General features: G+C 73.9%; 27 protein-coding genes and 1 riboswitch. Of the genes, 16 read left to right on the top strand and 11 right to left on the bottom strand.

The annotated features are described in order from the left end of the window. Positions 1-6 precede the first annotated feature (6 nt). The 5 genes from GA0070214_RS08120 (at position 7) to GA0070214_RS08100 (ending at position 2,152) form a co-directional block, all read left to right on the top strand. Positions 7-300 carry a hypothetical protein gene (locus GA0070214_RS08120; RefSeq protein ID WP_091260914.1) on the top strand — a complete coding sequence of 98 codons (294 nt, stop codon included), beginning with the start codon at positions 7-9 and terminating at the stop codon, positions 298-300. A 28-nt stretch (positions 301-328) separates the two neighbouring features. After that, complete coding sequence (locus tag GA0070214_RS08115; protein ID WP_208602681.1) at positions 329-1,054, top strand: hypothetical protein; 726 nt, start codon at positions 329-331, stop codon at positions 1,052-1,054. Between the two features lie 17 nt (positions 1,055-1,071). Further along, complete coding sequence (locus GA0070214_RS08110; protein WP_139141772.1) at positions 1,072-1,332, top strand: hypothetical protein; 261 nt, start codon at positions 1,072-1,074, stop codon at positions 1,330-1,332. 204 nt (positions 1,333-1,536) lie between these two features. Further along, positions 1,537-1,845, top strand: coding sequence for a WXG100 family type VII secretion target (locus tag GA0070214_RS08105; RefSeq protein WP_091260910.1), 309 nt, complete (start codon positions 1,537-1,539; stop codon positions 1,843-1,845). Between the two features lie 28 nt (positions 1,846-1,873). Then, positions 1,874-2,152, top strand: coding sequence for a WXG100 family type VII secretion target (locus tag GA0070214_RS08100; protein WP_091260908.1), 279 nt, complete (start codon positions 1,874-1,876; stop codon positions 2,150-2,152). 96 nt (positions 2,153-2,248) lie between these two features. Here GA0070214_RS08100 and mycP read toward each other — a convergent pair whose 3' ends face one another. Together mycP and GA0070214_RS08090 are read right to left on the bottom strand one after the other, a co-directional pair. Continuing rightward, positions 2,249-3,487, bottom strand: coding sequence for a type VII secretion-associated serine protease mycosin (gene mycP, locus GA0070214_RS08095; protein ID WP_208602680.1), 1,239 nt, complete (start codon positions 3,485-3,487; stop codon positions 2,249-2,251). A 56-nt stretch (positions 3,488-3,543) separates the two neighbouring features. Next, entirely contained in the window at positions 3,544-3,873 is a 330-nt protein-coding gene (locus GA0070214_RS08090; protein ID WP_091260906.1) for a helix-turn-helix transcriptional regulator, read from the bottom strand. Positions 3,874-4,078: 205 nt separating this feature from the next. Here GA0070214_RS08090 and GA0070214_RS08085 point away from each other — a divergent pair, with 205 nt between their 5' ends. Continuing rightward, positions 4,079-4,741, top strand: coding sequence for a carbonic anhydrase (locus GA0070214_RS08085; protein ID WP_091260904.1), 663 nt, complete (start codon positions 4,079-4,081; stop codon positions 4,739-4,741). 63 nt (positions 4,742-4,804) lie between these two features. Here GA0070214_RS08085 and GA0070214_RS08080 read toward each other — a convergent pair whose 3' ends face one another. Continuing rightward, complete coding sequence (locus GA0070214_RS08080; RefSeq protein WP_091260902.1) at positions 4,805-5,824, bottom strand: coiled-coil domain-containing protein; 1,020 nt, start codon at positions 5,822-5,824, stop codon at positions 4,805-4,807. Between the two features lie 4 nt (positions 5,825-5,828). Beyond that, positions 5,829-5,959, bottom strand: a riboswitch (cyclic di-AMP (ydaO/yuaA leader). A 154-nt stretch (positions 5,960-6,113) separates the two neighbouring features. Next, positions 6,114-7,403: a YibE/F family protein gene (locus tag GA0070214_RS08075; protein WP_091260899.1), complete on the bottom strand. Its 1,290-nt coding sequence runs from the start codon at positions 7,401-7,403 to the stop codon at positions 6,114-6,116. Between the two features lie 166 nt (positions 7,404-7,569). Here GA0070214_RS08075 and GA0070214_RS08070 point away from each other — a divergent pair, with 166 nt between their 5' ends. Further along, complete coding sequence (locus tag GA0070214_RS08070; RefSeq protein ID WP_091260897.1) at positions 7,570-7,995, top strand: DUF6153 family protein; 426 nt, start codon at positions 7,570-7,572, stop codon at positions 7,993-7,995. Positions 7,996-8,076: 81 nt separating this feature from the next. Next, positions 8,077-8,703, top strand: a complete 627-nt coding sequence (locus GA0070214_RS08065; RefSeq protein WP_091260895.1) for a DUF305 domain-containing protein — start codon at positions 8,077-8,079, stop codon at positions 8,701-8,703. Positions 8,704-8,786: 83 nt separating this feature from the next. Here the strand turns inward: GA0070214_RS08065 and GA0070214_RS08060 are convergent, their stop codons facing one another. Further along, positions 8,787-9,086, bottom strand: coding sequence for a metal-sensitive transcriptional regulator (locus GA0070214_RS08060; RefSeq protein WP_046568942.1), 300 nt, complete (start codon positions 9,084-9,086; stop codon positions 8,787-8,789). Positions 9,087-9,238: 152 nt separating this feature from the next. Between GA0070214_RS08060 and GA0070214_RS08055 the strand changes: the two genes are divergently transcribed. The 6 genes from GA0070214_RS08055 (at position 9,239) to GA0070214_RS08030 (ending at position 14,194) form a co-directional block, all read left to right on the top strand. After that, complete coding sequence (locus GA0070214_RS08055) at positions 9,239-9,448, top strand: heavy-metal-associated domain-containing protein (protein ID WP_030504324.1); 210 nt, start codon at positions 9,239-9,241, stop codon at positions 9,446-9,448. 35 nt (positions 9,449-9,483) lie between these two features. Beyond that, positions 9,484-10,464 (top strand): hypothetical protein, encoded by a 981-nt coding sequence (locus GA0070214_RS08050; RefSeq protein ID WP_091260893.1) that lies wholly within the window; start codon positions 9,484-9,486, stop codon positions 10,462-10,464. A gap of 14 nt (positions 10,465-10,478) precedes the next feature. Beyond that, positions 10,479-12,731 carry a heavy metal translocating P-type ATPase gene (locus GA0070214_RS08045; protein ID WP_091260891.1) on the top strand — a complete coding sequence of 751 codons (2,253 nt, stop codon included), beginning with the start codon at positions 10,479-10,481 and terminating at the stop codon, positions 12,729-12,731. 130 nt (positions 12,732-12,861) lie between these two features. Then, the gene (locus GA0070214_RS08040) at positions 12,862-13,035 is read left to right on the top strand and encodes a CsbD family protein (RefSeq protein ID WP_091260889.1); all 174 of its coding nucleotides are present in this window, start codon (positions 12,862-12,864) and stop codon (positions 13,033-13,035) included. 132 nt (positions 13,036-13,167) lie between these two features. Continuing rightward, on the top strand, positions 13,168-13,671 hold the full coding sequence (locus GA0070214_RS08035; protein ID WP_091260887.1) for a hypothetical protein: 504 nt from the start codon (positions 13,168-13,170) through the stop codon (positions 13,669-13,671). Positions 13,672-13,750: 79 nt separating this feature from the next. After that, the gene (locus GA0070214_RS08030; RefSeq protein WP_091260885.1) at positions 13,751-14,194 is read left to right on the top strand and encodes a hypothetical protein; all 444 of its coding nucleotides are present in this window, start codon (positions 13,751-13,753) and stop codon (positions 14,192-14,194) included. Between the two features lie 46 nt (positions 14,195-14,240). On the opposite strand, the gene GA0070214_RS08025 is transcribed toward GA0070214_RS08030, so the two are convergent. From GA0070214_RS08025 to GA0070214_RS08015, 3 genes are all read right to left on the bottom strand, one after another. Next, complete coding sequence (locus tag GA0070214_RS08025; RefSeq protein ID WP_091260883.1) at positions 14,241-15,485, bottom strand: RNA polymerase sigma factor; 1,245 nt, start codon at positions 15,483-15,485, stop codon at positions 14,241-14,243. Further along, positions 15,482-15,844, bottom strand: coding sequence for a YciI family protein (locus tag GA0070214_RS08020; protein ID WP_244167617.1), 363 nt, complete (start codon positions 15,842-15,844; stop codon positions 15,482-15,484). The genes GA0070214_RS08025 and GA0070214_RS08020 overlap by 4 nt, the downstream gene beginning before the upstream one ends. 103 nt (positions 15,845-15,947) lie before the next feature. Then, entirely contained in the window at positions 15,948-17,141 is a 1,194-nt protein-coding gene (locus GA0070214_RS08015; RefSeq protein WP_091260878.1) for a DUF2786 domain-containing protein, read from the bottom strand. A 164-nt stretch (positions 17,142-17,305) separates the two neighbouring features. Here GA0070214_RS08015 and GA0070214_RS08010 point away from each other — a divergent pair, with 164 nt between their 5' ends. After that, complete coding sequence (locus tag GA0070214_RS08010) at positions 17,306-18,145, top strand: DUF3152 domain-containing protein (RefSeq protein ID WP_244167596.1); 840 nt, start codon at positions 17,306-17,308, stop codon at positions 18,143-18,145. Between the two features lie 454 nt (positions 18,146-18,599). Continuing rightward, complete coding sequence (locus GA0070214_RS08005) at positions 18,600-18,860, top strand: hypothetical protein (protein ID WP_091260876.1); 261 nt, start codon at positions 18,600-18,602, stop codon at positions 18,858-18,860. Between the two features lie 21 nt (positions 18,861-18,881). Here the strand turns inward: GA0070214_RS08005 and GA0070214_RS08000 are convergent, their stop codons facing one another. The 3 genes from GA0070214_RS08000 to GA0070214_RS07990 all read right to left on the bottom strand — a co-directional run bounded on the left by GA0070214_RS08000 (position 18,882) and on the right by GA0070214_RS07990 (position 21,023). After that, a complete protein-coding gene (locus tag GA0070214_RS08000) occupies positions 18,882-19,307 on the bottom strand; it encodes an ATP-binding protein (protein WP_091260874.1) in 426 nt (141 codons plus the stop codon). Between the two features lie 80 nt (positions 19,308-19,387). Beyond that, positions 19,388-20,143: an SAM-dependent methyltransferase gene (locus tag GA0070214_RS07995; RefSeq protein WP_208602679.1), complete on the bottom strand. Its 756-nt coding sequence runs from the start codon at positions 20,141-20,143 to the stop codon at positions 19,388-19,390. Positions 20,144-20,273: 130 nt separating this feature from the next. Further along, a complete protein-coding gene (locus GA0070214_RS07990; RefSeq protein ID WP_091260872.1) occupies positions 20,274-21,023 on the bottom strand; it encodes an Fpg/Nei family DNA glycosylase in 750 nt (249 codons plus the stop codon). Positions 21,024-21,104: the final 81 nt, after the last annotated feature.

The raw sequence follows: 21,104 nt of genomic DNA, 5'->3' as shown, positions 1-21,104 counted from the left end.
GACGCCGTGGCGAACAAGGTCGACGTCGACGCGATCCGCAAGGCGAGCACGAAGCTCGACGCCCCGGACGGCCCGATCCAGTACCTGCGCAACGTGCAGACGCTGCTGGAGAGCGTGAAGCTGCCGGACGGCGCGCTGACCCTCTTCGGTGGTGCGACCGTGCAGGCGCACAACGCCTCGGTGGACGGTCACCTCGAGAACGTCAAGACCGGCATCGAGCACCTGCACAAGGCGGCCGAGCAGCTGGAGCAGACCGCCAAAAACTGGGAGAAGTCGGACCAGCCCTGGGTGGTCAAGTGACCGGCCGGGTGGACGGGGAGAGAAGCTGATGTCGGAGATCCTGATCGCCAACGCGGCCGGCGCGGTGACCGGCACGCACACGGTGGCCGCCGCGACGGCGCCGGTGCGCGGGCTGCTGCCGGCGGCCCGGGCCAACTGGATGTGGCTGGTCTTCGCCGGGGCGCTGGGCGCCGCCATCGCCTACCTCGAGACGTTCGACAACGACGAGGTCAACAAGTCCATCAAGGAGTGGGGCGACGCGGCGCGGCTGCTCGGCGGCGACCAGTTCGGCGCGGCGCTGGAGCAGGTCCCCCCGTCGGACACCGAGTGGGACTTCGACGACCGGGACGCGTTCGACCTCTTCCTCCGCAAACTCGGTGCCGAGATCAACTCGCTGGCCGAGGCGTTCAACGCCAACAAGGACACCCTGACCTCCGCCCGGGACGCCTTCAACGACGCGGTCAACGCGCTGGTCGACGCGCTCATCCCGATCCTGATCGCGGTGATCGCGTCGGTGGCCCTCCAGGCGTTCCCGCCGACCGCCCCGATCGCGGAGGCGATCGGTGTGGCCGGGATGGTGGCGAGCGCCGCGATCCTGGCGCTGGTCTTCGGCGACATCAGCGCGGTCTTCTCGGCCGTCATGGCCGGCTTCCAGGGCAACGACCGGTTCGCCTTCGTGTCGGATTCCCGCCCCGGCTGGGCGGCCACCGGCCAGGACCCGGACATCAAGGACATCAAGATCGACTGGGTACAGGACTCCAAGTTCTACCAGTGACGGGGAAGGGGTCCGAGGTGACCTTGGTGCTCTTCGTGTACTTCCTGGTGACCGTGCCGGTCTTCCTCGGGCTGGCGCTGGTCGCCCAGTTGTCCCGCGCCGCGTGGGCGAAGCGGGCCGGCGAGGTGGTGTTGCTCACCGGGGTCGCCGCGCTGATTCCGGTCGTGCTCGACCGGGCGCTCGACCGGCCGGTGCTCTGGCTGTTCGTGGCGCTGCTGGCGGTGGTGCTGGTCTTCGGCGTGCTGATGCACGTCCGGTCCTACCGCCGGCCGTCCTGACCCCCTGCTGGCGCCGCCGACCGTCCACGTCGTACGGTCTGATCGCCGGACGTCGTTGTGCGCCATGGGGAAGCAGGGCTGCGCGGATTGGACGTCGTCCGCTACGGTTCGGTTGAAGTGTCCGTCGGTGGGGTGTGTACGCCTTGCCGCGGGGGAGGGGCGCGGCGGATCCGCCGCCACAGAGATGACGGAAGGGTGTGAAGCATGGCGTTCGAGGTCAGTGCAGCGACTCTGCACACCGCCGCGAGTGACGTGCGGTCCACGCGCAGCGACGTCGACGGTGAGCTGAAGAAGCTCTGGAACGTGGTCGACGACCTGGCCATCGCCTGGAAGGGCGGGGCGTCCACGGGTTTCCAGAACCTGATGCAGCGCTGGAACGAGGACACGAACAAGCTGCTGACGGCGATGGACAACATCGCCGACCTGCTCGACAAGTCGGGCACCACGCACCAGGTCAACGACGAAGAGCAGCAGCAGATGCTGGACAAGTTCCACTCTGCTCTCAACCCGTGATCCGCAGAGACAGGCAGAGGAGGAACCGATGAGCATCAAGGTTGACTACGCCGTTCTCGAGAGCAGCAACCAGCAGATGCAGACCATCTCGCGGACCATCGACGAGAAGCTGGACACGCTGCGCTCGATGCTGACGAAGCTCGAGTGGGAGGGCCAGGACCGCGTCGCCTACCAGCAGCACCAGGCTCAGTGGGACGCCGCCGTGCGGGACATCAACAAGGTCCTGAACGACATCGGCCACGCGGTGGGCATCGCCCGCGAGAACTACATGACCACCGAGATGAGCAACTCGAAGGTCTGGGGCTGACCCGACCGGTCCGCTGCGGCTCCGCTCCGGCTCACGCCGGGGTCGGGGCCGTGGTGCGTTTTCGGGGCGTGCTGCTGTTCGGCGCCGGACCGCCGCTCAGGCGTCCTGTGGCGTGGTGCCCCGCCCGGGGCGCCAGCCGCGCCGGCGGCCCCGCACCAGGATCGGCCGCAGCGCCAGCAGGGCGCCGGCCAGCACCGCGCCGATCACGGCCGCCCAGATCGCCACGGTGCGCTGCCAGGCCAGCGGGTCGGTGTGCGGCGCGGGCGCCGGCATGGCGCCCAGCGGCGGGTCGCTGCGGGTGCCCAGCAGGCTGGTCACCGCCCGGTACGGGTTGACGACCCCGTAGCCGACCAGCGGGTTGTGCCCGTCGGGCGGGTTGTCGGCGGTCCGGGTGAGCCGGAACGCCACGTCCTGCGGGCTGATGTCCGGGTGCGCGGCCCGCACCAGAGCGGCGACCCCGGAGACGTATCCGGTGGCGAAGCTCGTGCCGCCCTGCGGCTCGGCCAGGTAGCCGGAGCCCTGCGGGGCCGGGCCCATGATGTTCAGGCCGGGCGCGGCGATGTCCACGTAGTCGCCGGTGACCGAACTGCCGACGTGGCCGCCGTTCTCGTCCACCCCGGCCACCGCGATGACGCCCGGGTACGAGGCCGGGTACGCCGGCTGGTCCTGCTGATTCTCCTGCCGGTTGCCGGCGGCGGCCACCAGGATCACGCCCTTGCCGAGGGCGTAGTCGACGGCCGCCTTCAGGGCCGGGTCGTCGAGGGTGACCAGCGACAGGTTGATCACGTCGGCGTCGTGGTCGGCCGCCCACCGGATGGCCTTGCCGATCTCGGCCGGGATGGACTCGTCGAAGGCCTTCTGGTTGTCGGCCAGCACGCGCACCGGCAGGATCCTGGCCTCCGGCGCGATCCCCGTGTAGGGCGTGCCGGTGCCCTCCTTGCCGGCGATGATGCCCGCGATCAGGGTGCCGTGGCCGACCAGGTCGCACTGGCCGTCGAGCTTGGCGAGCTGGTTGAAGTCCTCACCGGGGAGCACCCGCCCGCGCAGCAGCGGGTGGGTGGGGGAGACGCCGGAGTCGATGACCGCGACGGTGATGCCCTGCCCCTTGGTGACGCGCCAGGCTCCGGCCGGGTCGAGCCGGGTCAGCGCCCAGGGGGCCGCGGTCGGGGCGGGCCCGCCGGCCGGGCCGCACTTCGGGGCCGCCACGGCGGGCGCGGGCACCGCCAGCACGCCGCCGAGCAGGGCGGCGACCGACGCTCCGGAGAGGACGGATCGGATCCGGTGTCCGGGCCGGACGCGCTCCGTCGTTCCGTCCGGCCGCAAGCTGTCGCGCACGCGGTGAGATTACCGTCGTCGGGCCGTGCACGGTGACGGGCGTACGCGAGGAGCGGTCAGCTCCCGGTCACCGGCTCGGCGGTGAAGAGGGCGAGCAGGGCACCCACCTGCTGGTCGGCCTCGGCCGGGTGCCGGAAGTGCCCGCTCGGGTTGACCGTGTACTCGTTGCGCCGCCCCACCCGGGTGCGACGCAGGTAGCCACCGGCTTCCAGGTCGGCGACGATCGCCTGGGCGGCCCGCTCGGTGACCCCCACCTCGTCGGCCACGTCCCGTAGCCGGGCGGTGGGGTTGCGGGCGATGGCCAGGAGCACGTGCCCGTGGTTGGTGAGGAAGGTCCAGTTCCGGCCGCTGCCTCTCGCACCCGGTGTCGTCGCCATGGTGGTCATCGTATGGCCCCTGCGCGCCTGTCCCGGTTCTGCCCTCGCTCGCCGGGCGCTGCGGGGCCCGCCGTCAAGGGTGACGCAACGTATGAAATCCGTATCACGTAAATCTTGACGTACCTTGGGCTGCGTGTGACCGTGGGTGCCGAGGCCGCCTCCGCCGCCGGCCAGCTGACCAGGGCTTTCATGCGCGAGGACGAGGTGAGGACCAGTGCCGCCGACCACTCCCGAGCAGGCGCTCGCCGAGCTTTACGCCGGTAACCGACGGTTCGTCACCGGTGCCCCGCACCATCCCAACCAGGACGCCGGACACCGGGCGGCGGTCGCCGACGGCCAGCACCCGTTCGCGGTGCTCGTCGGCTGCTCCGACTCCCGGCTCGCCGCCGAGATCATCTTTGACCGCGGCCTCGGTGACCTCTTCGTCGTCCGCACCGCCGGCCACACCGCCGGCCCGGAGGTGCTCGGCAGCGTCGAATACGCGGTGACCGTGCTGGGCACCCCGCTCGTGGTGGTGCTCGGCCACGACTCCTGCGGCGCGGTCCAGGCCGCCCGCGAGGCGGTCCGCACCGGCACGTCGCCGTCCGGGCACCTCGGCGCGGTGGTGGACGCCGTCGCGCCCAGCCTGCTCCGGGCTGCCCGGGAGGGCGTCGAGGATCTCGACGGGATCGTCGACGTCCACATCGCGCAGACCGTGGAGGCGCTGCTGGCCCGCTCCACGGTGCTCGCCGGCGAGGTGGCCGCCGGGCGGTGCGCCGTGGTCGGCCTGTCGTACCGGCTCAGCGCCGGCGAGGTACGCACGGTGGCCCAGGCCGGTTCGCCGGTCACCCCGGTGCCCGCCCCGGCCGCGCCCGCGGATTCGGCGCTGGCGGGCTGACCGGCCGGGGAAACGTCGAAGGGCCGGCCCGCGCATCGCGGGCCGGCCCTTCTGCGTACGTCGTCAGAGCAGCGACATGTGCACGTGGTCGGTGTGGTTGGAGGGCCCGCTGTAGGACTTCCAGCCGGTGGCCGGGAACCAGATCTGCCGGTTCCAGATCACGTAGTAGATGCCGAGCCGGTCGGCGTTGCGGATGAGGAAGGCGGCCACGTTGTTGCCGTACATCCGCTGGTCCTTGGTGCGCCACGGGGAGAAACCGCTGTTCTGCAGGGACCAGTCGCAGGCCCGGCCCTTGGGGTGCTCCCACGGGCCGCCCGGGCGGTAGCAGCCCACGAAGCGGTTGAAGCCGGCCCGCTTGACCTCCTTGTAGGCGTGCAGCGTGCGGGGGGTGATGCAACCCGAGGTGGTCGGGTCGTTCTCGCTGCACGACTCCGGCTTCCAGTCGCCGTCGGAGGTCCGGCCGGGGCCGATCCGGGCGACCGGTGAGGTGGCCGAGACCAGGCCGCCGGTGAAGCCGATCCCGCCGACCAGCTTGAGCGCCTTCTCCGTCTCGGCCTTCTCGCGGGCCATCGCGTTCTTCTGCTTCTCCTGCTCGCGCACCTCGGCGTCGAGCGCGATCTTGGCCTGCTCGGCACGGGTCTTCGCGGCGTTGATGGCCGCGAGTTTCTGCGCGTTCAGCAGGTTGAGCTCGTCGAGGGCGGCGACCCGCCGGACGAACGAGTCGGGGTTGTTGCTGTCCATGAGCATGGCCATGGCGCCCATCCGGCCGGTCCGGTAGGACTGGGCGGCCATCTCGGCCACCTGCGGGCTCAACGCGTCGAGTTCCGCCTGTGCCGCCTTCACCTCCAGAGCGAGCTGGAGCTGGCGCTTGCGGGACTTGTCCAGCTTCGATTTGGCCTGGAGGTAAGCCCGGTTGGCGCTGTCGATGGCCTCGGTGATGAGGGGGTCGTCGTCGTCCTCCGAGTGCCCCGAGGGGGTGGGGGTGCTCGGGGCCGCGGTCGCCGGCGCCGGCCCGGCCAGCACGGTGAGCGCGGCGAGCACGGCCACCACGGGGGTCAGCCAGCGGCGCAGGGGTGCCGTCACAGTGTTCCCTTCCGTCGGCCGCCGACCGGGTTAGCTGCCGGGTTCGGGACGGAAGTGGCCCCTACCGCTCGCGCGGATTCACCCCATGTACCTGGTTCCCCGGCTCGCCCGCGGGCGATTGGGCGGCGGCACCGCTGGCGCGGGTGCGCGCCTTCGGCGGTGACCGGCAGCGAGGTTACCCGAGAGTCCTCCCGGTGTTCTACGTCCGGAAGCCGACCAATAGCGAGAATTCGTCCTCGCCCTGCGTGACCAGGATCGCGTTTGAATTCCATCGTCACGCTGCGGAGTGTCACCATGCGGCCTCCGTGCTCCTGTCCCCGCCGAGGGCCTCCAGCGCCTCGTCCCGTCGGGCCGGCGGTCGTGGGGCCGGCGGCTCCGCCGGTGCCGCGGTGGTGCGGCGCCGCCCGGCGGTGGTGACCACCGCGGCCAGTCCGGTGGTCAGGGGTACGGCGGCGATCAGGCCGAGCGTGGCCACCGCGCTGCGGACGATCTCCTGGGCCAGGAACTCGCTCGTCAGGATCTCGCTCACCGGCCGGGAGTCGGCGACGAGCAGGAGCAGCAGTGGCAGCGAGGCGCCCGCGTACGCCAGCACGATGGTGTTGACGGTGGACGCGATGTGCGCCCGGCCCACCCGGGTGGCCGCCCGGTAGAGGTGTCGACGGGAGAGCGCGGGGTTGGCGTGGGCCAGCTCGGTGACCGTGGCCGCCTGGGTGACCGTCACGTCGTCCAGCACGCCGAGCGAGCCGATGACGATGCCGGCCAGCAGGAGCCCGTGCAGGTCCACGTCGCGCTGGAACATCGACAGGGTGGTCGCGTCCTCGCTGCCGAAGCCGGTCAGGTGGGTGGCGGCGGTGGCCAGGGTGCCGAGCACCCCGGTCAGCACGAGGCTGCCGAGCGTGCCGAGCACGGCCACCGAGGTCTGCGCGGTGATCCCGTGGGTCAGGTAGAGCACCACGAACATGATCAGCGCGGCGCCGACGATCGCCACGAGCAGCGGCGGCTGGCCGGCGCCGATGCCGGGCAGCACGAAACCGAGCAGGATGGCGAAACTCGCCACCAGCCCGGCGAGCGCGGCCAGCCCGCGCCAGCGGCCGAAGGCCACGATCGCCACGGCGAACAGCACCGCCAGCCAGACCAGCGGCGTGCCGCGGCGGTGCTCGGCGATGTTGTAGGTCTTCACGGCCGGGTCGGCCGGGTCGGTCAGCTCGACCAGGATCACCTTGTCGCCGACCTCGACCCGGGGCGCGCCGGGGCCGACGGGCACCGGCGTCTCCACCTGCCGGCCGGCGTCCGGGCCCTGCTCGGCGGTGACGGTCACCGTCCCGCACGGGCCGGCGGACCCGCCCGAGGCCCCGTCCGGCGCCTCCGGGGTCGGCGGGCACGGCTCGGTCACCACCCGGGTCACGGTGCCGTGGTAGCGGGGCAGTGCCGGGGCGTCCGCCGGCTCCGGGCCCTGCCGGGGCCAGAGCACCAGCGCGGCGACCACGGTGATCAGGAAGAGCGGCACCACCGTCGCGACCAGGATCCGCCGTACGCCCGGCGGGGCGGACGGCGCCGGGCGGGTGTGGTCGGCCCCCATGGCGTCTCTCCCAACGATTCGCGACGGGACACGTGTCACCCGGTGCCCGCGGAAACGACGCGGGCCGGGTCCTCGCCCGGAATGGTAGCCAGGTGGCCTGATCGCACCGGGGACGCGACCGGCGGTTCCGGGCCGGGGCGCCCGGTTGGTTGGCTACCGTGGGGGCGTGGCGGCGCGGACGGCGGTGAGCGGGCGGTGGGTCCGGCTCCTGCTGCTGCTCAGCACGCTGGTCGGGTTGACCGCGATGCACACTCTCGGCCACGGCGGGCACGAGCCGGCGGAACGGCCGGCCGCCCACGCCGCCGGACACACCGGAGCGGCCGCCACCGCCGCGGACTGCGGGGACGGCGGCTGCCCGGTGCGCGCGCTGCCGCTGACCCACCCGGGCAACGACTCGTCCGGGTGGAGCGTCTGCCTGGCCGTGCTGGGCGCCTTCGCCGTCGTGCTGCTGCTCGCCGTGCTGCTGGGGGCCGGGTCGCGGAGCGCCTTTCCCACGGTCCCCGGCCCGCTCCGGCTCGCCACCGGCCCACGGGCCCCGCCACCCCGGTCCCACGGGTTACGCCTGGCGGCGACGTCGGTGCTGCGCAGATAGGACGCCCGACGCGGGGACCGGACCACCGGTACCCGCGTCCGCCGACCGCTGCGTTCGTTCCGACACCCGAAAGGCTCACTCGTGTTCACTCGTACCCTCGCGCGCCCGGCCGCCCTGGCCGGCGCCGCGCTCACGGCCGCGTTCGTCCTGTCCGCCTGCGGCGGCGCCGACCACCCGACCGCCGGCCACGATCCGTCGGCCGCCACCGGCACGCCCACCGCCGGGGCCGCGGCCTCGTTCGGCGCCGCGGACGTGATGTTCGCGCAGATGATGATCCCGCACCACCAGCAGGCCGTGGAGATGGCCGGGCTGGCGGAGACCCGGGCTGCCGACCCGGAGGTCAAGCGGCTGGCTGCGCAGATCAAGGCGGCCCAGGCGCCGGAGATCGCCACCATGACCGGCTGGCTCGCCGCCTGGGGCCGGCCGGCGCCCTCGGCGAGCGCCGGGCACGGCATGCCGGGGATGGACCACGGCACGTCCGGGATGATGTCGGAGGCGGACCTTGCGAAGCTGGCCGCGGCGTCCGGCAGCGACTTCGACCGGCAGTTCCTGACCATGATGATCGCCCACCACGAGGGCGCCGTCACCATGGCGAAGGAGGAGACCGCCCGCGGCACCCACCCGGACGCCACGGCGCTCGCCCGGCAGATCGTCATCACCCAGGAGGGCGAGATCGGCGCCATGCGGAAGCTGCTCGACCGACTCTGAGCGGGTGACGGTTCGGGTGTCCGGTCGCTCGCGGCGGGGCACCCGAACCGGTCCGGCGGGGCCGGCAACGGCGAAGGTCGTGCTCAGCCGCGCTTCATGAGGCGGCCGACGGCGGCCATCATCTCGGTGGCCATCTCGTCGGCACGGCCCTCGGCGGCGCCCTCGTGCATGCAGTGCCGGGCGTGCCCGTCGAGCAGGCCGAGGCCGACCTTGTCCAGCGCGGCCTGAATGGCGGAGATCTGGGTCAGCACGTCGATGCAGTAGCGGTCGTCCTCGACCATCTTCTCGATGCCGCGGACCTGGCCCTCGATGCGGCGGAGCCGCGCGAGCAGCTGGTCCTTGCTGGCGGTGTAGCCCCGGGTCGGGGTCGTCGGTGCGGTCATGACGTCAAGGATACCGTACCCCTCGGGGGTATGGTACGGTCCTCGCTGTAGCCGATACCCCCACCGGGTAGCGGTACAACGAAGTGGCAGCCGTCTCTCCTTTTCTTACCCCCGGGGGGTATAGGATGAGGCGGCGGGAAGGGAGATGCGCGATGGTCACCACCACGTACCAGGTGCAGGGCATGACCTGCGGGCACTGCGTCAACTCGGTCAGCACCGAGGTGAGCGCGCTGCCGGGCGTCACCGACGTCCAGGTCGACCTGGCCTCCGGCCGGGTCACCGTCACCAGTCAGAGCCCGCTGGACACGGACACCGTCCGCGCCGCCGTGGACGAGGCCGGTTACGACCTCGTCGGGGCGTGACGGGTCCGCGGACCCGAAGGAACCGAGGTACCACGATGAACACGGCGACGAAGCTGAGCGGCTTCGCCCTGGGCCTCGCGGCGGTGTTCGGCACGGCGTACGGGGTCGGCCACCTGGCCGGCCCCGTCACCCCGGCCGCCGAGACCCGCCACGACGCCACCGACGCCGGCCACGACTCCGGCGCGTCCGACCACGGCGACGGGGGCCACGCGGCCACCGCCACCGCCCACCTGCCCGGCGGGCTGCTCGTCTCCGACCGCGGCTACACGCTCCAGCCGGTGACCGCCCCCGCGGGCGAGTTCGCCTTCCGGATCACCGGCCCGGACGGCCGGCCCGTCACCCGCTACGACGTGGCGCACGACAAGCGGATGCACCTGATCGTCGCCCGCCGCGACCTGTCCGGCTTCCGGCACGTCCACCCCGAGCTGGCCGCCGACGGCACCTGGCGGGTCGCCTCGCCGCTCGCCGGGCCCGGCGTCTGGCGGGCGTTCGCCGACTTCACCCCGACCGGCGGCGAGCCGCTCACCCTCGGGGTCGACGTCACCGTCCCCGGCGCGCTGGAGCACCGGCCGCTGCCCGCGCCGGCGACGAGCACCACGGTCGACGGCTACACGGTCACCCTCACCGGTGCCCCGCAGCCCGGCCGGACCAGCCGGCTCACCCTGACCGTCAGCCGGGACGGCCGGCCGGTCACCGACCTCCAGCCCTACCTCGGGGCGTACGGGCACCTGGTGGCGCTGCGCCAGGGTGACCTCGCGTACCTGCACGTGCACCCGGAGGGCGCGCCCGGCGACGGGCGGACCCCCGCCGGGCCGGCCGTCACCTTCGCCGCCGAGGTGCCCTCGGCCGGCGCGTACCGTCTCTACCTGGACTTCCGGCACGGCGACACGGTGCACACCGCCGAGTTCACCGTGCTGGCCGGGGACCAGACCGCTCCGGCGCCCGCCGCGCCGGCCCCCACGACCGCACCGACCCCGGACGCCGGACACGGCACCCCGGGGCACGGGCACAGCTGATCGGAGGTGACGCGATGACATCCGCGAAGTCCCTGCCGGTCGCGCCGAACCTGATCGAACTCGCGATCGGGGGCATGACCTGCGCCTCCTGCGCCGCCCGCATCGAGAAGAAGCTCAACCGGATGGACGGCGTCGAGGCCACGGTCAACTACGCCACCGAGAAGGCCACCGTCCGGTTCGCCGAGGAGGTCAGCCCGGCCGACCTGATCGCGACGGTGGAGAAGACCGGCTACACGGCCGTCGTCCCCCCGCCGCCCACGCAGGCCGCCGCCGGGGCGCCCGCCGAGCCGGTGGACGAGCTGCGCGGGCTGCGTACCCGGTTGTGGGTGTCGGTCGTGCTGACCGTGCCGGTGATCGTGCTGGCCATGGTGCCGGCCTGGCAGTTCGACTACTGGCAGTGGCTGTCGCTGACCCTGGCCGCCCCGGTGGTCGTCTACGGCGGGCTGCCGTTCCACCGGGCCGCCTGGATCAACCTGCGGCACGGCGCGGCGACCATGGACACGCTGGTCTCGCTCGGCACCCTCGCCGCGTTCGGCTGGTCGCTCTGGGCCCTCTTCCTCGGCGACGCCGGGATGCCCGGGATGACCCACCCGTTCCGCTTCGACATCGCGCGCACCGACGGGGCCGGCAACATCTACCTGGAGGCCGCGGCCGGGGTGACGGTGTTCATCCTCGCCGGCCGCTTCTTCGAGGCCCGGTCCAAGCGGACCGCCGGCGCCGCCCTGCGCGCCCTGCTGGAGCTGGGCGCCAAGGACGTCGCGGTGCTGCGCGGCGGGCAGGAGGCCCGGATCCCGGTCGACCAGCTCGTGGCCGGCGACCGGTTCGTGGTCCGGCCGGGCGAGAAGGTCGCCACCGACGGCGTGGTCGAGGAGGGCACCTCCGCGGTCGACGCCAGCATGCTCACCGGCGAGTCCGTGCCGGTCGAGGTGGGGCCGGGCGACAGCGTGGTCGGCGCCACCGTCAACGCCGGCGGCCGGCTGGTCGTCCGGGCCACCCGGGTCGGCGGCGACACCCAGCTCGCCCAGATGGCGCGGCTCGTGGAGCAGGCGCAGACCGGCAAGGCGGCCGTGCAGCGGCTCGCCGACCGGATCTCCGGCGTCTTCGTGCCGATCGTGATCGCCCTGGCCGCCGGCACGCTGGGCTGGTGGCTCGGCACCGGGTCCGGCACGACCGCCGCCTTCACCGCCGCCGTGGCGGTGCTGATCATCGCCTGCCCCTGCGCGCTCGGGCTTGCCACGCCGACCGCGTTGCTGGTCGGCACCGGGCGGGGCGCCCAGCTCGGCATCCTGATCAAGGGGCCGGAGGTGCTGGAGTCCACCCGCCAGGTCGACACCGTCGTGCTGGACAAGACCGGCACGGTCACCACCGGGAAGATGACGCTGGTCGACGTGCTGCCCGCCGAGGGCGAGGACGCCGCCGACCTGCTCCGGCTGGCCGGCGCGCTGGAGGGGGCGTCCGAGCACCCGATCGCCCGCGCCGTCGCCGACGGCGCCGCCGCGGCAGGACCGCTGCCCGCGGTCACCGGCTTCGCCAACGCCCAGGGCCTCGGCGTGACCGGCACGGTCGACGGCCGGGCGGTGGTGGTCGGGCGGCTCCGGCTGCTGGGCGAGCGCGGTCTCGACGTACCGGAGGAGGTCGTGCGGGCGGTGACCGCCGCGGAGGCGGCCGGCCGGACGGCGGTCCTGGCCGGCTGGGACGGCCGGGCCCGCGGCGTCCTCGCGGTGGCCGACGCCGTGAAGCCGACCAGCCGGGCGGCAGTCGCGCGGCTCCGCGAACTGGGGCTCACCCCGGTGCTGCTGACCGGCGACAACGCCACCGTGGCGAAGGCGGTGGCCGCCGAGGTCGGCATCGACGAGGTGATCGCCGAGGTGCTGCCGGCCGACAAGGTGGCCGTGGTCGAGCGGCTCCAGGGCGAGGGGCGGACCGTGGCCATGGTCGGCGACGGCATCAACGATGCCGCCGCCCTGGCCCGGGCCGACCTGGGGCTGGCCATGGGCACCGGCACCGACGTGGCCATCGAGGCGTCCGACCTGACCCTGGTGCGGGGCGACCTGACGGCCGCCGTCGACGCCATCCGGCTCTCCCGGCGGACCCTCGCGATCATCAAGGGCAACCTCTTCTGGGCCTTCGCCTACAACGTGGCCGCCCTGCCGCTGGCCGCCGCCGGCCTGCTCAACCCGATGCTCGCCGGCGCCGCGATGGCCTTCTCGTCGGTCTTCGTGGTGGCGAACAGCCTCCGGCTACGGCGCTTCCGCCCGGTCGGCTGACGGTCGCCGCCGCCGGCCCAGGTGCAGCCGGGGCCGGCGGCGGTCCGTCCGGGGCGGACGGGACGGGATTCAGCCGGGGGACGCCGGGGTACTTGCCTGACGTCACGGAACTGCTGAATGGAGGTTCCCCATGGGTATCGACGACAAGATCGACAACGCGACCGAGAACACCGCCGGCAAGGTCAAGGAGGGCGTCGGCCGGGCCACGGACGACGAGCGCCTCGAGGCCGAGGGCCGCAACGACCAGGCCGCCGCCAACCTCAAGCAGGCCGGCGAGAAGATCAAGGACGCCTTCAAGAGCTGACCACCGCCGTACGCGTCGCCGGGCCGGCAGGGACTGCCGGCCCGGCCCGCTGCGCGGGGCGGTGGTCCGGCCACCCCGCGTCGTACGCCACGATCCGGCCGGGTGCCCGGCCGCCGACCGCACGGGAGAACGATGTCCGGTACCACCGCGATCCGCGCCGCCGCGCTGGTGACGATCACCGCCCTCGCCGCCGCCTGCCAGCCCACCGTCGAGGACGACGCAGCGCCGGCCGGAGAACCCACGGCCGCGGCCACGCCCTCCGCCACCGCCGCGCCGGCGCCGTCCGCCAGCGCCTCGCCGTCGCGCGTCACCGCCGCGAACACCGCCGCCGTCTGCGCCGCGGTCGACAAGCTCATCATCGCCAAGAGCAAGGAGATCGCCGCGGACTCCGCGGCGGCCACCCGCCGGCAGCTCACCCCCGAGCAGATAAACGCTGAGGTCAAGGCCGATCTCGCCGACCTCGCCGACGGCGTACGCGGGCAGGCCGCCCGGGCCGAGGACCCGGAGATCAGGGCGCTGGTCTCCGACGCGGCTCGCAGGATCGACGCCGGGGCGAGGTCGTCGACCGCGGTCGCCTGGCTGGGCTCGACGTTCGTCGAGATCCCGCAGCGGCTCACCCGGGAGTGCCGCGCCTGACGGCAGCGCACATCCACATCGGACCGTCCACTGTCACCCATGGATGGCCGCTCGTCAATGAACCCCTGGGAGTCACGCCGTGAGCTTGATCAGCTTCGCGCTCGACCAGTACCGCCTGCCGGTCTTCGAGGTCGGCGACCCGCGGTACCAACCGCTCGGCGGCTGGATCATCACCGACATCTCACGCGACATGCTGGCCTGCCTCGACGGCCTGGCAATGGCGGACGACATCACCAAGGGCCGGGCTCCCTTCGAGCCGTGGAGCAGCGAGAACTACGAGGTCTCCTTCACCCCGGAAGGATTCTCCTTCCGCAACGAGTGGGTCGAGGGCGACGAGGCCCGGTACTCGGTGGCGGAGATTCGCGAGGCGCTCGAGACGTACTGGCGTTTCCTTTCCGCTCTGCCGGAGCGGCGGCAACTCGTCCGGGACTACCACCCTGAGCTTCCCGAGTGGCAGGCCGACCTGCTGCGCTGGGAGGAGAAGTGGGGTCGACCGCACCCCTACCGGGGACGGCTGTTCTGATCCAGCAGGAGCTCACTGCGAAGCTGGACCTTCCCGTCTGCGTTCCTCATCGGTCGGTCGCGAGTCGCGCGGCGCGTACCTCGAGGTAGTGCCGTTCGGGCAGGCTGGTGGTGGCGCGGGCGGCGGCCAGGTAGGCGGCCCGGGCGTCGTCCCGGTCGCCGGCCAGTTCGAGCAGGTGGGCCCGGACGGCGGCGAGCCGGTGGTGGTTGGCGGTCCGCTCGTCGACGTCCAGGGGTGCCAGCAGGGCGAGCCCGGCCCGCGGACCGTCCACCATGGCCACCGCGGCCGCCTGGTTGAGGGTGACCATCGGGTTCGGCGCGAGCCGGGCCAGCACCCGGTAGAGCGCGACGATCTGCGGCCAGTCGGTGTCGGCCGCCGTGGGTGCCTCGGCGTGCACCGCCGCGATGGCGGCCTGCACCTGGTAGGGGCCGGGGGCCGACCAGGTCAGCGCCTCGGTCACCAGGGCCACGCCCTCGGCGATCTCCACCCGGTCCCAGCGGGTGCGGTCCTGCTCGGCCAGTGGCACCAGCTCGCCACCCGGGCCGGTACGCGCCGCCCGGTGCGCGTCGGTGAGCAGCATGAGGGCCAGCAGCCCGGCCACCTCGCCGTCGTCGGGCAGCAGCCGGCGCAGCTCCCGGGCCAGCCGGATGGCCTCGCCGGTCAGTTCGGCCCGGTGCAGTTCGGCCCCGCTGGACGCGGTGTAGCCCTCGTTGAAGACCAGGTAGAGGACGTGCAGAACGGCGCGCAGCCGCGCGTCCCGGTCGGCCGGCGAGGGCATGGCGAATCGGGCCCCGGCCGCCTCGATCCGCTGCTTGGCACGGCGGATCCGCTGGCTCATGGTGGCCTCGGGCACCAGGTACGCCCGGGCGATCTCGGCGGTGCTCAACCCGCCGACCGCCCGCAGGGTGAGCGCCACCTGGGCGCTGACGGTGAGCGCCGGATGGCAGCAGAGGAAGAGCAGCTTCAGCGTGTCGTCCCCGCTCGGCGGCTCCTCGTCGGCGGGCGGGGCGACCGCCGCGTACGCCGGTTCCCGGACCGCCACCGCGACCTCGCGGTCCCGGCGGGCCCGCTCGCTGCGCCACTCGTCGGTGAGCCGGCGGGTCGCCACGGTGACCAGCCACGAGCGGGGGTGGTCCGGCACGCCCTGCGCCGGCCACTGGGTCGCGGCGGCGAGCAACGCCTCCTGGACGGCGTCCTCGCACGCGTAGAACTGGCCGTGCCGGCGGACGAGCACGCCGAGGACCTGCGGCGCGAGGGCGCGCAGCAGGTCCTCGACCGCCCGGTCGGTCACATCTCCGTCCCGGCCTGCTCCATCACCGGCCGCACCTCCAGCACGCCCACGCCGTGCGCGACGTCCGGCCAGCGCGCGGCGATCTCGGCGGCCCGTTCCGGGGTCTCGCAGTCGACGGTCAGGTAGCCGGCGAACTGCTCCTTGCTCTCCACGAACGGCCCGTCGGTGATCTCGGTGCCGCCACCGGCGGCGGGCCGGACGGTGCGGGTCTGTGCCGGGTGGGCCAGCGCCTCCCCGCCGACCAGCTCACCGGACTCGGTCAGCTCCTTCATGATCACGTCGACCTCGCCGAAGATCGCGTTCCGCTCGTCCTCGGACAGCTCCTCGACGAAGCCCGGCCGGTTCCAGATCAGCAGCATGTACTTCACGGTCCACTCCTCGGGTCGGGGCCACCGGCGGTGGCGCCTCTCGCAGACGGGTCGGAGCCGGCTCGTCTGATCCGACATCCTCCCCGAGGAAAAGTCAGCGGGCCCCGCGCAGCGGCCGGCGCGTCGGCGCGCCGGGGTCCAGGGAGGCGCGGTCCGCGGCCGTGGTGCCCGAGGTCCAGCCCTCCGCGTCGCGGACCTGGAGCCGGTGCCGCGTGACCCCGGGGAAGAGCTGGTCGACCCGCTCCTTGACGGCGTCCGAGCGGGCGGCGAGCACCGGGAGCAGGCGGTCGTCGGCCCGTTCCTCGGCCGCCGCCGCGGTGGCCGCCCTCAGGCGCTCCCCGATCCGCAGCGCGAACGCGTTGAGGAACGACTCGTCGTAGCCCTTGGTGCGCCGGTCGCTGCCCGTGCGGCGCTCGCCCCGGCCGCGCAGCATCGCGGCGGTGGCCTGCACCAGCAGCGAGGTGTGCAGCAGCTCGACGGCGGCCAGGTCGGCCGGGAAGCCCAGCACGGTCGCGAAGCCCAGGTCGTCGGACCAGATCGACTCGCAGCGGTTGGCCCCGGCCACCTCCTGGATGAGCAGCGCCTTCGCCGCCGCGTACGGGGCGTCCGTGCCGAGCCGCACCCCGCCGGGCCGGTCGGGACGCTCGGCGGCGGCGTCGAGCAGGGCCGCGTCGATGCTGTGCCGGGCCATCAGCTCCTGCGCCTTGCCGGTGAGCGCCTCCGCCTCGGCGGGGAACGTGGTCGACTCGGCCTTGGCCAGCAGCGCGCGTACCCGGTCCAGCATCCGCGAGCCGGTGGCCGGGGTGGTGGTGCGGGTGGCGGCGGCCGGTCCGCCCGGCGGCGGGCGGAGCACCGCGATCGGCGGCAGCCCGGCCACCAGGGCGAGCGCGTCGACGGCGTCCCGCAGCGCGCTGATCCGATCGCCCTCGGCGCGCCGGTCCAGCCAGCCCGCGTCGCCGTCCCACCGTGCGCCCAGCTCGGCGAGCTGGTCGTCGAACCAGGACGGGACCGGATCGGGCAGTGCACGCCGCTGGGCGGCCAGCACGTCCCGGAGCAGCCGCGCGCCCCGCGGGGTCAGCCGGCGGGCGGCGATCCGCTCCAGGTCCACGGGCTGCCAGCCGCGTGGCCAGAGCCGTGCCACGCCCCGGGTCAGCCGGGTGAGCAGCGCCACGTCGACGGCCGGCGGGTCGGCCACCACCAGCCGGTCCAGGGCCCGCTCGGCCGCGCGTACGTCGGTGCCGCGCGCCGCCGCGAGGGCGTCGGCGAGCACCTGCTCGGCATCCGGCACGGGTGGCTCCCTCTCTGGCGGCAGGTGGCGGGTCGCGCACCCGGCAACGAACGGTACCGGCGCGGGAGCGACCCCGACCCGTGAGCGCGCTCACCGTTCATCCGTCCGGGCCCGGCGTCCGTACTTCTGACCGGATCGGGGCGGCGCGACGGACGGAGACCGACGTGGGCGGGCGGGGCGGGCGGGACCGGGGTCTGCACCGTCGGCGGCGGGCGTCCCGCGCCGGCACCCTGACCCTGGTGCTGCTGCTGGTCGCGGCCGGCCTCGCCGGTTACGCGGCCCGGCGTCACCCGGACCTGCTGGTCGCGGCCGGCGTGCGGCCCGGCGCCCCGGCCCCCGGGCCGACCCGCCCGGCGGTGACCAGGCCCGCCGCGCCGCCGGTCCCGGCCGCCGGCCGGGTGCCGACCGGCATCAGCTACCCGGACCGGGGTACGGGCCGGTTCCGCACCGCCACCGGCGTCGGCGCGGTGGCCGGCCGCGGTGGCGAGCTGCTCCGCTACCGGGTCGCCGTGGAGGCCGGCATCGGCAACGTCGACGTGGAGCGCTTCGCCCGGGAGGTGGCCGCGACGCTGGCCGATCCGCGCGGCTGGACCGGCGACGGCCGCTGGCGGCTGCAACGGGTGGGGCGCGACGATCCGGCCGACTTCACGGTGCTGCTGACCACGCCGGTGACCCGGGGCCGGCTGTGCGCCGACACCACCGACCACTACACCTCCTGCCGCAACGGCGATCAGGTGGTGATCAACGTGGCGCGCTGGGTGCACGGCGTGCCGCAGTTCCCCGACCTCGGCCTCTACCGGCAGTACCTGCTCAACCACGAGGTGGGGCACCGGCTCGGCCGGGGCCACGAACTCTGCCCGCGGGCCGGCGGCCCGGCGCCGGTGATGGAGCAGCAGACCCTCGGCCTGCACGGCTGCCTCCCCAACGCGTGGCCCCGCGTCGGCGGTGCACCGCACAGCGGCCCCTCCGGCCAGTACGACGACCCGATCCCGGCGGAGGACTGACCGACCCGCGGCGCGGGTCAGATGGCGGTGAACGGCCGGGCCGCAAATTGCAGATAGTGCCTCTGACCTGGGGTTTTACCGCTTTCCGTGGCTACCGTGGAGGGGCGCCCAACGCAGTGCGTCGCCGGGGAGCGACAGCGGTGGCGGCGGAAGGGCTAAGGGCTGTGGACGATGAAAACAGAGCGAGCCATGAGGATCTTCCTCGATGGCGGCTGCATCCTCGTGGGACTCGGCGGGATAGTCCACCAGACGACAATCGTGCCGCCCGGTCAGGCCAACGCCATTCTCCTGGGGACGTACGTGACCATCCTGGGGATCCCGGCGGGGGTTGGGCTCCTGTCGCTGCGGCGCAATGGCGTCAGCGATACGACCAGTTCGCCATCGGCATCTCCGTTGCCGGACTCGCGGCCGCCGCCGTCGCCATCGCCGCCGCCCTGTGGAAGGGGTGAGTGAGATGACCGCCGCGCAGTGGCACCTGGGCTCCCGCACCACCCGCCTGATGATCGCGTCCTTCCTGTTCGCGCTGGTCGCGACCATCTCGTCCATGGTGTACGCCAACGCCGTAGCCCGGGAATCCGTGCAGAACCTGTGCGCCCTCGTGGTGACGCTCGACGACACCTACCGGGCCACGCCCCCGCAGACCCCCACGGGCCGCCAGATCGCCGACCAGGTCAGCAAACTGCGCACCAGCCTCGACTGCCCGGCGCCCGCCTGACCCTCGGGCCGTCGGGCGACGTCACCGCGGGAACGAGGCCCAGATGTTCTTCGTCCCCTCGGTGGCGTACCAGCCGACGGCGAGGGACACCGACTCGGCCAGCATCAGCCCGCGGCCGCCCGAGTCGAGCGGGTGGATGTCGCCCAGCCCGGGGACGGTTCTGAGGTCGTGGTCCGCCACGTCGAGCAGGAAGGTGTCGTCGGTCGCGAGCAGGGTGACGATCGTCGGCGGCCGGCCGTGCCGCAGCGCGTTGGTCGCCAGTTCGGTGGCGACGAGCACCACGAGGTGGGGCACCTCGTCGAGGTCCTCGCCCTGCACCAGGCCGTGCCGGGTCAGCGCGTCGCGCAGCGAGGCCCGCAGCTCACGCAGTTCCTCGGCCGTGCTGAGCACCCACTGCTCCAGCTCGGTGGCCTGCGGCGGTGGCGGCGAGGTGCGCAGCTGTCCCATGGACGGGTCTTACCCTGGGTAGCCGTCGGCTAAGCCGGCCCGACCGGCTCCCGGCGTGGCACCGGGAGCCGGTCCGGCGGTCAGCGGCGGAGCAGGGCGAAGACGCCCCAACCCAGGTGCTCCCGCTGGTAGCGGACGTGCCGCAGCGGGTCGTCGGTCAGTTCCCGGCGCAGCTCTCCGGCCAGCTCGTCGTCGGGGTTCGCGTCCAGCCAGCGGCGCAGGTTGAGCCAGTGCGCGGCGGCGTAGCGGTCCCAGCTGTCCTGGTCGGCGAGGACCATCTCGACCAGGTCCCAGCCGCACTCGCCGAAGAGCTCGACCAGCCCGGGCAGGTCCCGGAACTCGTCCCGCGAGCGGGCGTGGCACCCGGCCACGGTCTCCTCGTCGGGCGGGTCGAGCCGCCAGTACGGCTCGCCCACCAGGGCCATCCCGCCGGGACGCAGGGCGCGTTCCAGGATCTCCAGGGTCCCGGGAACACCCCCGCCGATCCAGGTCGCCCCGACGCAGGCGGCCAGGTCGACGCGCTGCTCGGGTACGTGGGTCGCGGCATCCCCGTGCACGAACCGGACCCGGTCGGCGACGCCCAGCTCGGCGGCGCGCGCCCGGGCGGCGGCGGTGAAGGCGGTGCTGATGTCCACCCCGGTGCCGGTGACGCCGTGGTCCCGGGCCCAGGTGCAGAGCAGCTCACCCTTGCCGCTGCACAGGTCGAGGATCGACGCGCCGGGCCGGAGCTTGAGCGCCCGGCCCAGGGTGGCGAGCTTGGCGTCGTCGAACGGGTTGAGGATCCGGAGGTCGCCCTCGCGGATGGTGAAGCTACGTGGCAGATCCAAAGCGGTCACTCCAAGGGAAGGGTGCAAAGGTCGGAACGAGACGGGAAGCGCTCGGCACGGGCACCAGAACACCCTCTTCAGGCAGTCGGAGTGACGTTGGCGGCGAGGCTAGCCAGCGGCACGCCGGCCGCCAAGCGAATTAACCGGCCGGCTGGTCCACGGGGCAGGCGTACGCGGTCCGGCCACCCACCTGCCACGTCCGCACCGGGCTTCCGCAGCGCCGGCAGTGCTCCCGCTTGTACACCCACCGCTCGTCCGGCGCGGCCGGGTCGCTGACCACCTGGCCCAGGTCGCGGCCGAGCGCGAGGTGGACCACGGCGAGCTGCCACAGCCGCTCCGCCGCCGGGGCGCCGACCGCCCGGGCGTCCGGGTCCAGCCCGGCCAGGAAGAGCAGTTCGGCCCGCCACGCGTTGCCGATACCGGCCCAGACGGCCTGGTCGAGCAGCGCCGCGCCGACGGGCGCGCCGGTCGCGGTGAGCCGGCGGACCGCCTCGACCGGGTCGGCGTCGGCGCGCAGCGGGTCCGGCCCGAGCGAGGCCCGTAGGGCGTGCTCCGCGTCGGCGGGCAGCGGCTCGCAGCGGATGGGCGCGATGAGGTCGTACGCCACCGACGCGCCGGCCAGCCGCAGCCGGGTGCCGGAACGGGGTGGCGCGGCCGGGTCGTCGTAGCGCAGGAACAGCCCGCGCATGCCGAGGTGGACGTGCAGGACGGGGGCGTCGGGAAAGTGGTAGAGCAGGTGCTTGCCGTCGGCCTCGACCGCCCGCAGTGGCCGGCCCGCGTACGGGGCCGGGTCGAAGCGGCCCTGCGGGCTGGAGAGCGTGACGGCACGCCCGGCGAGGGCCTCGTGCTGCTCCCGCGCGTACCGGTGGATGAGGTGGCCCTCGGGCATGCCTGGCGCGTACCCCGCCCACCGGTGCGGAAACGACGGGTGGGCCGGCCACACCTCCACCTCCCCCGAGGTGTCGGCCGC

The sequence above is a fragment of the Micromonospora chaiyaphumensis genome, assembly GCF_900091435.1.
GTDB lineage: Bacteria > Actinomycetota > Actinomycetes > Mycobacteriales > Micromonosporaceae > Micromonospora > Micromonospora chaiyaphumensis.
Note: the sequence above shows the minus strand (reverse complement) of the source record. Positions and strands in the feature narration are given on the sequence as shown.